We start from the raw sequence: 13,952 nt of genomic DNA, 5'->3' as shown, positions 1-13,952 counted from the left end.
CATGGGAATCCCCCAAAGGCAAAAACCAAAGCAAAATATAAGCCTATCCCACCATGGAGGGACGCCAGGTCTTTTGCGGCATCCGCCAGTCTATGCCTTCCATCAGCATCGCAAGCTGTGCGCGGCTCAGGCTGATCTTACCCTCGTGTGCTGCGGGCCACACGAACCGCCCGCGCTCAAGGCGTTTGGTGAAGAGGCATGCCCCTTGACCATCCCACCATATGACTTTGATCTGATCGCCACGCCGTCCACGGAACAAAAACAGATGACCCGAGTAAGGATCACCCGTCAGAACCTGCTCGGTCTGAGCCGCAAGCCCGTTGAAGCCGCGCCGCATATCCGTGACACCTGCCGCAAGCCAGATCTTTGCATCCGCCAGCACGGGGATCATGCTGCAAGTCCTCGCGCCAGTTCCAGAACAAAGCCAGCATCAGCCCCGTCGCTCACGCTCAGCTTGCGGCCATTCTCAAGCGTGATCTCTATGCGCGCAGAGCTCAGGATGGCGTCCTTGGGTAGTTCAGGTGCATCCCCCGCAAAAATCTCAACAGGGGTAAACGCAGTCGTCTCGGGCGCACTTGGTTGAAAACGGGGATCGCTCCGCCAGGAATAAATCCGACTTGCCGGTACGCCGTGACGCGCCGAGACCATCGGAACCGTCGTACCAGCGGCCCTGCTTTCCCCAACCAGTTGACGCTTGAACCCAGCCGCATACTTGGAACCGCGCACCCGCTGCTCTTTGCTCATCATAAAACCCATCAAATTGCGCCAGCAACCAACGCCAGCCTCGCGCAATACTCCCAGATCAGATCATGCCATATAAGAGGGGGTTCCCTTGGTGCTTACGATCGACGGTCTGGAGTTCGCCTTTCTCTCGGGCGCGGAAGGCCCGCAGGTCGAGAGCCGGTAGGGCTGGGACGTGGACGGCGTCGAGATCCGGGTGATTCTGGATTTTGGGGCGGGCTTCATCGACCATCGCGGCTGGTTCATGAACGCTGGGGCGTGAGCATGACCGACCTCGCCCAGTTCACCGCCTGGCGGGACGCCCTGATGGCCGCGCGCTATCAGGGCATCCGCACTGTCGAATACGACGGCAACCGCTGCGGGACCGGACGGATACTCCAGATGCGCTGCCGTTTGGCGTCAATCCGAGCCAGGCTCTCGGCCACAAAGCCCATCGCCACCCTGTCCAGCGCAGGCGGCGCCCTGATCCGCATGGGAGACACCCTCCTGGTGTTGCGCATCCCCGCAGAGGTGTCCGCGCAGATGACCCCGGGGTCCGTTCTGCTCGATGTCATGCGCCAATGGGTTCGCGTTCAACATGGGGATCATGATGCCTGCCGTCTGGCATCTGACGGAGATGGTGATTGTCCAAATAGCGCAACACAACGAGAGCATTCACAAAAACTGGCCTCCTTTCTGCCACTCGTAGGTTTTCTTTTGACCTCAAACATGCTCCTGAGGAATTGCTCGATCAATTCGATCACGCAGCTCTTTGCCAGTCTTGGCGAAACCAAGGATGCGAGCGGTGGCGACGATCAGGTCTTCCCGCGGCATCTCCCCACTTTCTGCAATTACACGCCCCGCGGCAGCTCGGATCTCGAGGGGCGGAAGTAAATCGGCCTTTGTCGGCGCACCTTCTCCCGACCGATCGCGCACTGGGCAATCGTCGCGCTGGGCATCAGTCATTGCAAAATCACCATTCATGAAGATGTCAGCCGCCCGCGCTGCACGGCCGAGTGCCTGATCCGATGCGCTCTGAATGCGTCCCCCAGTCCTTGCTTTCCCAAACGCAGAAGATACTCGACGCGCAATCAAATCTCGATGAATTGGACCTTCCGCAGTCACAATCCTGGTCACCAGGTCGACCAACACATTCATCGGCGCCTCATGGGGTTCGACGGTCATGTTCACTGAGAAATTCGTAGAGACGTAAGCGGGGGCGCTGAGCTCGGGCGGCGGAGGCAAGACAACGGGCTCGGCCGATGGCTCTGCTGCGGTTTCCGGAACAGGCGTGCGTCGGCCACCTGTGTTTGCGCCGGAGAATGCCGGTCCCTCAGCGATGGCCGCGGCTTCAAGGGCAGCCTTGAGACGCTCGACCTCTGAGGCGCGACGGTGGAACCAATCTGTGCTCCAGATCCGATGGAAGCGCCACCCTAGACCCTCCAGAACTTCTTGACGGAGCCTATCGCGTTCTCGCGCCCAGAGCGCCGAGTGATAGGTGGCGCCGTCGCATTCGACCGCGAGGATATAACGGCCTGACTGCTCTGGGTGCCGAACCCCAAGATCAATCCGGAAACCTGCAGCCCCAACTTGATGGTCACAGGGATAGCCGAGGCGCTCAATGACATCCGCAACATCAGACTCGAGTGGGCTGTCAGGCAGCTCTCCTGTGACCTGTGGCTGAGCTATCTGCCCGCTACGGGCAAACTCCAGAAACCGCTTGAGCACACGTGGCCCATCGCGGCTGGTTCGGCTCGTGTCGATGTCGTTCGGGTCAAACGAACAGAAGACAACGCAGCGAGTTCGAGCACGTGAGAACAGGACGTTCAAGCGACGCTCGCCTCCTTCCCCATTGACTGGGCCGAAAGACATAGAAGCTAGGCGTCCATTCGGTTCGGCTGGGCCATAGCCAACCGAAATCAGAATCACGTCGCGCTCGTCGCCCTGCACGTTTTCGATGTTCTTGACGAACACATCCTCTGACCGACCCTCTCGCAAGAATTCATCAAGGACTTCATCCTGGCGTCGCGAAATCTCAAGCACCTCCGTCAGCATGTCGGACTGTGCTTTCGAGAAGGCGACCACCCCCAGTGAGAGATCGGGACGAGTGCGCGCGTGCTCTGCGACCGCCTTGGCGACTGCTTCGGCCTCGATCCGGTTTGTCCCAGGCCGCCCCGTGCCACGCGACCGACTTGTATAGACGCCCGGTACGCGCTCGAACGCGAGGCCGTATTCCGGATCGTTCTGAACCGGCGATGGCGGCAAGATCAGACGATGATCATAGAATTCAGCATTGTTCACCATGATCAGCGACGGATCGCGCGAGCGATAATGCCACTCGAGCATCGCGGGATTCAGCCCGCGCGCTTCACAAAGCGTCAGTACACTCTCCATTTCTGTTGCGGTCGCCGCGCGTACTTCTTCTTCAGTGTCCTTGTCAAAGTCTACATCCTCAGACCCAGAAATACGATCGAAGAAGCTGGTAGGCGGAAGCTGTTTCTGGTCACCAACCACGACGATCTGGCGGCAGCGCGCGATGGCGCCCAGCGCTTCTTCTGGACGTACCTGGCTCGCCTCGTCGATGACGAGCAGATCGAATTCCGCAGCCCCGGGGGGCAGGTATTGCGCGATGGAGATCGGGCTCATGAGCAGCACCGGCTTAATCCGCTGCACCATCTTCCCGGCCGCTTTCATGATTTGGCGGATCGGTCGATGTCGACGCTTTTTCGCCATCTCTCCACGCAGAAAGCCCATTTGACCCGCAGCACCTGTGGGGAGCTGCGCGAGATGCTTTGCGCGTACGAGCCGTCGGGTTTCCGCCAGCCGGGTTTCCTCCAGAGCCTGAAACGCTGCCACCAATTCATGTCGATCAAGATAGGCAAGATCATTCAGCCCGGGCAGAGCCGCACGGGCCGCTTCCCAGCGTGCCTCGGCGGTCGAGTAAAGGAACTCATCCAAGGCGTTTTCCGATGCCAGGTCACCAGCATCCAGCATCACGACCAAGGGCGCTAGCCCGTTGCTCTCCAGCTCTCCCGCTAAGTGAGAGAGGCGCGCCCATTCGCCGAAGCGATCGAGCCCAGCGCACATCGTCTGAAGCCTCTGGGCGAGCACTTCGAGGGAAATACCCTCACCCTCGGGCCACTGGATCGACAGGCGCTCAACCAGCGGTGCCAGAACCTCATCTGCGGCACTTATGGCCTCACTGAGCTCGGTTTCACGCTCTGCCGCTGTGCAAAGCTGTTCAATGCTATCTGCATCGGTTAATTTTTCCATGTCAGCTATGTGTCGTAGCCACTCTGCCTGAGACAAAATGGCTGCGAAGGGCGTGCGCTCGCCTCGCCAAGCTGGCCCAAGAACGGTTTTGAGCCATTCTTCCTCGTCGTCGAGGTCGCGCCGTCGCTGCTGAACACCGGCCAACGTGTCTACCAGAGTAAGCCTGTCGGACGGTGATCTGGGCAGCGGTACATTCAAAACAGTCGCAAGTTCGCTGCTCGCGCTGCGATACGTTCCGAACAAGCGAGCCCAGAATGACCCAACCCCCGGCACCATTCGCGTGCGTAGAGCATCTGCGGCTATGTCGAACGCGGAATCCGCGAATTGGGAAGAAGCGGCTGCGCGCGCCTCAGCCCAAGCTCGCCCGGCCCCAAGAGCTTCTTGAAGTCGAGGATCATCCGCGCGCGCCACGAGAGCGGCCGTGGCATCCCTGGCGTCCGCTGGCCGACTAGATGCGGCGCGCAGCAGATCGCGCAACTCAATGCAATCCGAAAGAGACAGTGGCGCAGGTCGCCCGGAAGCCTCTGCTAACCTCGAGGCCGCCGTTTCCAGGGCCTTTACCGCGTCCAAAGCGCGTCGAAGCTCTGGGTCAAGCCGCTGCAGATCAGTCGGCTGCAGGCTCGTTGTGCCAACACCGGCAAACGGATGCTTCGAGCGCAAGCCAGCTGTTGTAAGCAGATCAGCATAAGCGCCGACGGTGTCAGATAATCTGCGCCGTGTTGCCTCGTCGATCGCGGCCAAGCCATCGCGCGGCAAGCGGGGCGGTGGCAGCTCTTTACCCACGAACCGAGCGATCTCTGCCATCGCTCGGAATGGGGTGAACGCGTGATGCGGGACAGGCTCATGCAGCAGAGCATTCACGCTATTGAGCTTGTCGCGGGTATCTCGCAGGGCATCTGGCGTCTCTGGCATTTCCGGCGCTGCTCTACCTGCACTTAGGGTGCGCGCGAGTTCCTCGAGAAGGGCCTTCTTGTTCGCAGCGCGAGAATGGATTTCCAGGCAAAGGTCGCCGAGACCGACTTTCTTGAGACGGTCATGCACGACCGATAGCGCGGCCATTTTCTCAGCGACGAACAAAACGGTTTTGCCATCATGGGCGGCACCCGCGATGATGTTGGCAATCGTCTGCGATTTGCCAGTTCCAGGTGGGCCCTGGACGACCAGATTGCGTCCTGCCCGCACCTCCTCGATCACCCGCGTCTGGGACGCATCCGCTGGAACCACGTGTATAAGATCATTGGGGGCCAACCGCGGGTCGAGTCTCTCGCCAGGGCCAAACAAAGGATCGGACCGCTCGAACCCACCGTCCAACAGACCACAAAGGACAGGGTGTTCTTCAAAAGCCCCCTCCGGCCATAGCGCGGGCTCGAGGTCGCGCATCATCAAGAGTTTTGAAAACGAGAAGAAGCCAAGCTGCATACCATCGCGATCAATGGCCCACCGGGTACGATTTTCGATGCGCTCGGCGACTTCGTCGAAATAAGCTTCAGGCGCAAAGGGCTCATCCTCAGAAATTTCCGGCAACTCGAGCCCGAAATCTGCCCGCAGCCGTTCCTGAAGCGGCAGGTTGGTCACGATTTCTGTGTCCCGTGCGAGTAAGTTGAAGGTTGCGCGGCGGTCATCTCGAACAAGTTCAACCGGGAGCAGGATCAGTGGTGATTCACGCAAGGTTTGCGAACTGTCGCTTTCGAACCAGCGCAAAAAGCCCATCGCAAGATAAAGGATGTTGACGCCTTGCTCTTCTTCCGAGGTCCGCGCATCGGTGAAGAGCCGCAACAGGCGGCGCTGCAATGCCTCTTGGCCTAGCCGGGTCTCCAGAAAGAGGTCTTGGTACCGGGCCTCGCGGTCTGCGTCGTCTTCATCCTGAACAGCCAGAAGCAGACCATCGATTTCGGCCTCTTCTTCCGGCTCCTCTTCGTCGCGCGCCAGAAAGCGCATCCGCTTGCCTTGGACCTTCAGCAGATCGTAGATGTCCGCGCTCCGCTCCTCGACGATATCGAGCGCATTGGCCCGCTTCGCTGATCGGTTAACATGAACCAATCGGTTCCGCGTTCCCGTTTCCACAAGCCGGCGGCGAGCGTCATCAAGAAGTCCGGGTAATTTGCCTGGCTGTGAGTTTACGTTCATACTTCAGCCTCTTTCGATACATTGCGTTTAAACACTTGAGGAATCATCTATTCAATACCTTGGTCCTGTCGCTTGCTTTTTGCCTGATAAGAGTGTTCCGGTCTAATGTCGGCATATCGGTTAGGTCTCGAAGCTGAGATCAATCCACAACCGGATAGTACGGTGCGCCCCAATTTTCTTCTGGGTTCGACATCATTGTGTCGACGAACACCGGCATCAGGCTTAACAGCAACTCAGCGCCATCTCGGACTTGTTTGCGATTGACTTGGCTGTTCCAGGTGGCGCCACCATGAACAAGCTGGTTGCGCAAGACATACAGCCGGTCGAACAAAATGCTTAGGAGTTTTGCGGTTTCATGGCCCTCAATCGCATATTGGGCTGCCTTCTTTGCGTTCTCGAAGCGGAGTTCCCAGTTTTCAAATTCGGTTGCGCCATTGTGGAATTTCCAGAACGGCCCGAAGATGTATTTGTTGTCCAGTAAGTCCTTCACGACCCCTTCGAACTGATACCAGATTTCATGCGCTATACGATCCTTTAGGTCGCAACGAACCAGTGCATCAAAAAAATTTTGAAAATCAGCTCTAGCAAACGAGCCAGGGTCCTCACCCATGCCCTTCGCATAAGCCGCATTGAACGCAATCCAGGAGAAGATGAACGCGCCATCCGGATCGTCATCGTCCAGTGCTGCTGCACGACTCAGCCAGCTAATCGACCGATGAGTGCGCAGATTGAGTTCTGACGGGTTCTGCTCGCGAAGCTGCCGGTGCTTGTCTTGTAGGTAGTCGAATTCTGAAGAGATTTCAGCCATGTCTATCGTGCTCCCATCCGATCTGCCAACAAACGCTCAATATCGTCCAGCATTGCGCCATCATGGCTGGCTTCTACTCTCATTTCCTCGATAGCTTTGCTTGCCTTGTCGAGGGTCATCCATTCCGTCTCGGGTTGATCTGGCGCATCCCAACGTTCTTGCAGCCAGGTTTCGTATTTGCGGCGCTCACCTTCAGACAAAAGGCCATTGGCGTAGAATGCAATCAATCGGTGACCCAATTGACGCAGGCGAGCATCCTCAAAGGAACTAACAATTTCCTGCCGGTGCCGCCAATCGGCGTCCTGAAACTCCTTCAAAAGTGCTTTGTCAGACCAATTGTAAAAACCGCTGAATATGCGTTTTTCAACTGGAAGAAGGGCCTTGTCTGAAACCTGACGGTACCGTGTTGCCATAACCCGAGCCAAACGTTCGCGAAACTCAGGGGCGTCTGCAATTAAGCGGGCACGGCGGCTCTGTTCCTCAGTTGCGGCATGCGCTGTCAATAGGGCAGGGGACTTGTTGATTGAAACCGACCGAATGATCCGTGGCGTTGCTTCCAGCTGTACCGCGAGTCTCTCTTCGCCAGCGGTGATCAGCTTTGATGGGTCAGCTGCATCGAGATCGAAGAAGAAAGCTTGATTGGGATTGCTGCTCGAATACCCGCATAAACACCCCACTGTGGCTTGCGGCGGACCTCCACCAAAGCGACCTACCAGTTCAAGCGGCTCAAAACTTTCCAGCAAGGACTGAACATGCGTCTTGTTCCTGTTAGACAGAAGCTCCGCCCAGAGATCAGGATCCTGATCGGCGATCTTGCGCGCAATAAAGATCGTGGCCTCGACGTCTCCGAGTGCGTCATGAGCGTTGTGGCCCTCGAAGTCATTGAGCGGTGCCAGGCGATCCAAATTGAAGCGGACCTTGCCAGCTTCATCGACGGGCCATTCAAATAGATCAGTGCGACGACACCAGACAGCGTAAACAGCGGTCATGATGTCAAAGCGTGTATTGCCGTTGAACTGCGTTACGAAGATGTCTGGCTGCAGGTTTTGATAAAATGCCTGTCGAAGCATCTCTTCGTCGAAACGGATGCTGTTGAACCCAGTCCAGATCGCAGGTGACCAGCGTTTGACCAGCTCCGCCAGGGACTGTGTGAACTCAAAATAATTGAGTAAAGCCGGGTCAAGCAGCTGCGCAGGACGCAACCCCGTCACGGCCAATGCCTGCGGAGATGGGATGATATGCGGTGCTAAGCGGCAGCGCAAATTCACCCGCTCGATCTCTTTGAATTCCGCGTCCGTGCGGATCGCTGCGAATTGAATAGGATGATCGAAAGCGGGCGATATTCCCGTAGTTTCGAGATCGTAAAATGCGAAATTCATAAGCCATCTTAAGCTCCCAGAGAGCGGGCGTCACGCAGAGATACTATCCTGCCAAAACTGGCGCGTCCACATATGACGTATCGCGATATTATATCTGGTTCGTCAATATGGAGGTTGCATGACGAACAGATACGAACAGAGATATTTGATTGACCTGGCTCACAGGCTTGCCACGCGCTTCACGGCACGCAGCGTTATGGCGCTGGAGCTTTCAAACTGGATTGAGGATCAAGATTTGGGGTTCTCTTGGGATAGCGACTTCGACCGCTTCAAACGCAAGGGTGTGCCTGCCGAGGTCTGGGAGGATCTGCGTGAACGTCTTGCGCATCAGTTTGCGCGGGCACCGCGTGTCCGACCAGATGCTCTTGCCCGAAACATATCCGCGCTGGCTGCGCATATGGGACTCAGAAAGAATGAAGAGGAAATCTTCGCCCTGGCAATTCGCGCTGCTCGAAGCGGACCGGTCAAATCTCTGTGCAGCGCACTAACAGATGAGGCCCGGATTCCAGTCGAAGACGCTGTTGTTCATCTGACTGGCCTCTCACCAGCGCAGGTGCGAAAAGCTTTGTCCGCCTCAGGACGACTGATGGTTTCTGGTCTGCTGCAATTTGAAAGACCGCCGTTCATTGGGCTGGGGCTTTTACCTTCCGATCGCTTGCTGGTGGCACTTGAGCCGCCTTCCCATGGGCTTGAGGACATTCTGGGTGCGCTCTTTGACACCACTGAACCCGCATCGGTCACTTGGGAAGACTTTGACCATTTGGGATCGAGCCGGGACTTCGCATTCCGGTTGCTGCAGGGGGCGACGCATCGGCAGGAAAAGGGCGTGAACATTCTGCTGCACGGCGCTCCGGGGACGGGAAAAACCGAGTTTTGCAAAGTGCTCGCCGAAAGGCTCGGCGCAAGTCTCCACGCGGTTGGTGAAGCCGACGATGATGGCGACGAGCCGACGCGATTTGAGCGTTTACAGCAACTGCGTCTCGGTCAACGGCTTCTCGCCGATCAAGGCAACAGCATCATACTGTTTGACGAGATGGAAGACCTGTTCCCTGGGCTCGACAATGGGCTCTTCGGATTCTCGTTGCGTCGATCGGGTTCAAAGGTTCATACCAACCGCTTAATTGAGGGCAACCCTGTGCCGACCCTCTGGACGACAAACAACATCAGTGACTGCGATCCAGCGTTTCTGCGTCGGATCAGCTTTACGCTGGAGTTGCGCACACCCCCGGTCGCTATTCGGGCCCGGGTATGGCAAAAACTCGCAAAACAACACCAGGTACCACTGCCCCAAGACCTGTGTTTGGAGTTGGCACACAGCATGGAAGATGCGCCCGCACTGGCCAATAGCGCCCTTCGCGCGGTGCGCATCGCTCGTGGTGGAACAGATGACGTGAGACTGGCAGCAACCGCCATTTCTCGGGCTGTACGTGGTGGCCATACTCCCTTGATCTCGCAAAGCGCTGTGCATTTTGATCCGGAACTGGCGAATGCAGACCATGATCTGAGCCTGATCACACAGCGGTTCGTCACTTGCGGTCCAGCTGATACCGGTGGACTTTGCCTCAGTGGACCGCCGGGCACCGGCAAGAGCGCGTTCGCACGCTATCTTGCAGAATGTCTTCACATGCCTGTCCTGGAGCGACGTGCCTCTGATCTGCTCGATCGCTATGTCGGGGGAAGCGAACGCAACATTGCAGATGCCTTTGCAGAAGCGCGTGACACCAGTGCCTTTCTTGTATTCGACGAAGCGGACTCACTGCTTGGCTCCCGCAATGGCGCCTCTCATCGCTGGGAAATCTCGCAAGTGAATGAAATGCTCACCTGGATGGAGAACCACCCTCTACCCTTTGCTTGCACCACAAATCTTGTTGATCAGCTTGACCCTGCGACAGCACGACGCTTCAGCCTGCGGGTCGGTTTTCTGCCGCTGAACCTCAAGCAGCGCCATGCCTGTTTTCGGCGTTTCTTCCATGCCGATTCTCCTGCGGGCCTCCATATGCTTGATCAGTTAACGCCCGGAGATTTTGCGGTTGTGGCCAAACGGTGCACTTTGCTCGGCATAACAGAGCCCGCGGCTATCGTGACGGAGCTGACCCGGGAACAAACCTTCAAACCAAACGCAAGCCATCCAATCGGATTCCGAGCAGTGAGTTAATAGGGTGGGAACCAACACGACAAAACGGCTTTTCACAGCGGAAGTCCGCTTGAAGCCCTGAATGGTTTGCGCAAGACTGCCTGAAATGGAGGTTTTCCAATGCGGTATGGCCGACTGACAGACCTGGTCCGGCTGGCGCTGCAGATGCAGGGCAGGGCGGATGGCCTGTCACTCGATGATATCGGGGAAACCTATGAGGTTTCGCGCAGAACAGCCGAACGGATGCGCGATGCGCTTAGAGACGCGTTTCCACAAATTGAAGAGATCAGCGAGCCAGGTGGGCGCAAACGTTGGCGCCTTCCACCCGGTACAACTGGGCGGCTCGCAGATCCAACCGTCGAGGACATTGCCACGCTGCATCGGGGGGCTGAACTGGCGCGTCAAAGCGGCGATACCGCAACGGCAGATAACCTCGACACACTGTCAGACCGTTTGCGAGCCCGTTTGCCAGGCCCCAAGCGCACCCAGCTTGAGCCTGATATTGCAGCGCTCCTTGAAGCGGATGGCGTTGCCCTGCGCCCTGGTCCGCGAGAACGTATCCCTGAGGAAACACTAAACGACCTGCGCCAAGCCATACTGGCAGGGGTCTGGATCAAGGTAGATCATCGTGCTCGCGCATCGAGTCTCTTGAGCCGCAACGCTCGGCTCGGTCCTATAGCGATGCTGCTCGGTGAAGGGCGACAGTATCTGGTCGCTTACAGCGACTGGGCCAAAGATGTTCGTTTGTTCGCTCTGGCAGGCTTTGAGCGGATCGAATTATCCAATGAGGGCTTTGAACGCCCTGACGATTTTGATCTTCCAGCTTGGATGCAGCGGTCTTTCGGAGTCTGGCAAGAAGAACCTTATGACGTGGTCTGGCGGTTTACGCCGGAGGCCGCGCCAGATGCACGGTTATACCTGTTCCATCCGAGCCAGGAAATGACCGACGAGCCCGATGGCAGCCTGACTGTGCGATTTCGCGCGGGCGGGTTAAAGGAGATGTGCTGGCATTTGTTTCGGTGGGGAGATCAGGTTGATATAATTGCGCCCAAAATACTTCGCGATACACTTAAAAGCTGTTTAGTCGATGTTGAAAAGGCTTTGAAAATCTACCACTACAAATAAAAAACTAATTGTGTAATTTATTCCCGTCTTGTGCGAAATGCAAGACGATCGTCGCACGAAACGATATCCGGCACGTCAAGCGCCACAAACTCGACAACAGTCGTGCCGGAGCTGAGCGCCTAACCCTAATTTTCATTGTACCCAAAAAGTCTTGTTTTCAATATATTTTTCCACCAAGATTCTCTGTTAATTATATGGTTATCATCGGTTGTAGCCTTAAATATATCCAGAATAGAATATTCAAAATGCTCCTGAATGTGATCTATCGGTAAATTTTTCAATCCTTTATTGCTGCCATGACCGTTGCGTATGTATGATTTCCAGCGACCTAGTGTTCTGAGTCTGACGCTTCTTATCTGTTTCCCCTGATTTTATCGAGTGCGTTGAGTGCTCGGCGTTCGCGGGTGAGGATATCTTCGGCGGTTTTGGTCCATTTGAAGGGTTTGGGCTTCTCGTTGTGGTGCGCCAGATATTCGAAGATCGTGGCCTCGAGATCATCGACGCTGGAGTAACTGCCGCGTCGGATACGTCTTGAGGTGATCTCGGCAAAGAAACGCTCCACAAGGTTTAGCCATGAGGCGCTGGTGGGCGTGAAGTGCAGCTTGAAGCGCGGGTGCTTTGCCAGCCAAGCCTTTACGTCGGGCGTCTTGTGGGTAGCGTAATTGTCGAGAACCAGATGAACATCTCGCCGCGCGGGCACGGCCTTGTCGATTTGGCGCAGGAACTGCAGGAACTCCTTAGCACGATGCCGCGGCATGCAGTCTCCGATGACCTTGCCGGACTTCACATCCAGCGCGGCAAACAATGTGGTCGTGCCGTGGCGCTTATAATCATGGGTCATCGTAGCCGCGCGGCCCTTCTTGAGCGGCAAGCCGGGTTGGGTCCGGTCAAGCGCCTGGATTTGTGACTTCTCATCCACACACAGCACGACGGCGCGATCTGGCGGGTCTAGATACAGCCCGACGATGTCGGTGACCTTCTCTTCGAACATGGGATCGTTCGAGACCTTGAACCCCTTCGTGAGATGCGGCTTCAGCCCTGCCTCAGCCCATATCCGACCAACGCTCGAGGGCGAAATGCCCATGGCCTCGGCCATCAGCGTGCGGCTCCAGTGCGTGGCGTTGGGCGGGGTTTCCTGTACAGTCTTGGCAATCACTTTCAGCCTTGTTTCCAGAGGCAACGGCGGCACGCGCGAGGGTCGTGTCTTGTCGCGCTTGAGACCTGCCACGCCTTCATCAAGATACCGCTCCTGCCATCGCCACACCGTCGGCTTTGACATCCCAGTCCAGCGCATGATTGCAACAGTGCCATGACCGCCTGCCGTCGCCAGCACAATCTTGGCACGCCAGACGAGCTTACGTGGGGTGTTCCGGTTTGTGATCAGGGATTGAAGCTCCAAGCGATCAGCGGGGCCAAGGTAAAGGCAGATGTCATCACGTCTCATACGCCCAATATCGCACATCGAGCCGCAAATGGGAATCTTATGTCAGACGGCGAACACTAGGATCATTTCATCACCATAAGCTGAGCCAACATACATCTTTCCATTTGAGGTGTCCGTAATTAAATAAACCCCTTTTTGATTTTGAAGGGCAGTAATCCATGCCTCTTTATTAATTACTCGGCTAAGCTGTTTCCACGATAATTTTACAGACTCATAGCCGGGAAATTCGTCGTTATGGAATGTATCCGTAAGAATTTGCATCACTTCGCAATCGGACATGACAGATGAAGCATTGCGGATCAGATTTTGCGATTGATTTTTATACCTTACAACTAACCGACCACAATATTTTTTGTATTCCTTTAGCTCTACGTGTTCATATCCAATCGATCCATAAGAATTAAGGTCTTTGGTCACTTTGCCAACGTGAAATAGTAGCCCGCATTCCCCAAGTAGATCTCTGATTTCGCTGTCTTGAACGTGATATTTTCTATATATATCATGGCGTTGGTTGCTGCGGAGGATGTGTTTCATGGATCACCCAGAGGGTGCGGGCTTGCAGCGGGCAGATCGTGTGGATTTTGACCCTCGCGTGCGGCTGGAATTCCGGGGCGCTCAGCTCAGTTCGGATGGCGGCCTTCTGGTGATGCGCGAGCTTGATGACGCGCTCGGTCTGTCCAATCTGGCGTCTGCTGCCCTGTGCGATAATCGCCGTGGCAAGAACACGATCCACCGGCTCGACGGGCTGTTTCGGCAATCGGTCTACGGCCGGTTGGCAGGATACGGGGACGTCAATGACGCCGACCGTCTCGCGCTCGATCCCGTGATGCGCCAGGTTGTCGGTGGCCGTGCCGTCGATGCGCATGCCGCATCCACGTCGCAGATGGGCCGGTTCGAGACCGAGGGACTGGCGACCGCAGAGAACCGGGCGGCTCTGTCTGA

Annotated in this window: 11 protein-coding genes; 3 read left to right on the top strand and 8 right to left on the bottom strand. The window is 56.6% G+C overall.

The genetic code is table 11. The features are described 5' to 3' along the window. Window positions 1-43: 43 nt before the first annotated feature. The 6 genes from tnpB to LC354_RS22165 all read right to left on the bottom strand — a co-directional run bounded on the left by tnpB (window position 44) and on the right by LC354_RS22165 (window position 8,307). Entirely contained in the window at window positions 44-391 is a 348-nt protein-coding gene (gene tnpB / locus LC354_RS22195; RefSeq protein WP_223427990.1) for an IS66 family insertion sequence element accessory protein TnpB, read from the bottom strand. Then, entirely contained in the window at window positions 388-747 is a 360-nt protein-coding gene (locus LC354_RS22190) for a transposase (protein WP_223427983.1), read from the bottom strand. Before LC354_RS22190 ends, tnpB begins: the two co-directional genes overlap by 4 nt. Before the next feature lie 314 nt (window positions 748-1,061). Continuing rightward, the gene (locus tag LC354_RS22180; RefSeq protein ID WP_223427978.1) at window positions 1,062-1,214 is read right to left on the bottom strand and encodes a hypothetical protein; all 153 of its coding nucleotides are present in this window, start codon (window positions 1,212-1,214) and stop codon (window positions 1,062-1,064) included. Between the two features lie 229 nt (window positions 1,215-1,443). Continuing rightward, entirely contained in the window at window positions 1,444-6,120 is a 4,677-nt protein-coding gene (locus tag LC354_RS22175; RefSeq protein WP_223427977.1) for a DUF3320 domain-containing protein, read from the bottom strand. A gap of 139 nt (window positions 6,121-6,259) precedes the next feature. After that, a complete protein-coding gene (locus tag LC354_RS22170) occupies window positions 6,260-6,928 on the bottom strand; it encodes a HEPN domain-containing protein (RefSeq protein ID WP_223427976.1) in 669 nt (222 codons plus the stop codon). A 2-nt stretch (window positions 6,929-6,930) separates the two neighbouring features. Continuing rightward, on the bottom strand, window positions 6,931-8,307 hold the full coding sequence (locus LC354_RS22165; protein WP_223427975.1) for an exonuclease domain-containing protein: 1,377 nt from the start codon (window positions 8,305-8,307) through the stop codon (window positions 6,931-6,933). Between the two features lie 196 nt (window positions 8,308-8,503). Between LC354_RS22165 and LC354_RS22160 the strand changes: the two genes are divergently transcribed. Further along, a complete protein-coding gene (locus LC354_RS22160) occupies window positions 8,504-10,462 on the top strand; it encodes an AAA family ATPase (protein ID WP_223427974.1) in 1,959 nt (652 codons plus the stop codon). 99 nt (window positions 10,463-10,561) lie between these two features. After that, window positions 10,562-11,566 (top strand): helix-turn-helix transcriptional regulator, encoded by a 1,005-nt coding sequence (locus tag LC354_RS22155; protein WP_223427973.1) that lies wholly within the window; start codon window positions 10,562-10,564, stop codon window positions 11,564-11,566. 352 nt (window positions 11,567-11,918) lie between these two features. Here LC354_RS22155 and LC354_RS22150 read toward each other — a convergent pair whose 3' ends face one another. Both LC354_RS22150 and LC354_RS22145 read right to left on the bottom strand, forming a co-directional pair. Next, window positions 11,919-13,010 carry an IS630 family transposase gene (locus LC354_RS22150; RefSeq protein WP_223427972.1) on the bottom strand — a complete coding sequence of 364 codons (1,092 nt, stop codon included), beginning with the start codon at window positions 13,008-13,010 and terminating at the stop codon, window positions 11,919-11,921. Window positions 13,011-13,052: 42 nt separating this feature from the next. Continuing rightward, entirely contained in the window at window positions 13,053-13,544 is a 492-nt protein-coding gene (locus tag LC354_RS22145) for a GIY-YIG nuclease family protein (RefSeq protein WP_223427971.1), read from the bottom strand. On the opposite strand from LC354_RS22145, the gene LC354_RS22140 reads away from it, so the two are divergent. Then, a partial coding sequence (locus LC354_RS22140) for a transposase (RefSeq protein ID WP_223421634.1) occupies window positions 13,543-13,952 on the top strand: 410 nt, incomplete at its 3' end. The genes LC354_RS22145 and LC354_RS22140 overlap by 2 nt on opposite strands.

This window comes from Tateyamaria pelophila, assembly GCF_019966495.1.
Lineage (GTDB): Bacteria > Pseudomonadota > Alphaproteobacteria > Rhodobacterales > Rhodobacteraceae > Tateyamaria > Tateyamaria pelophila.
This window is presented reverse-complemented; position numbering and strand designations above follow the sequence as displayed.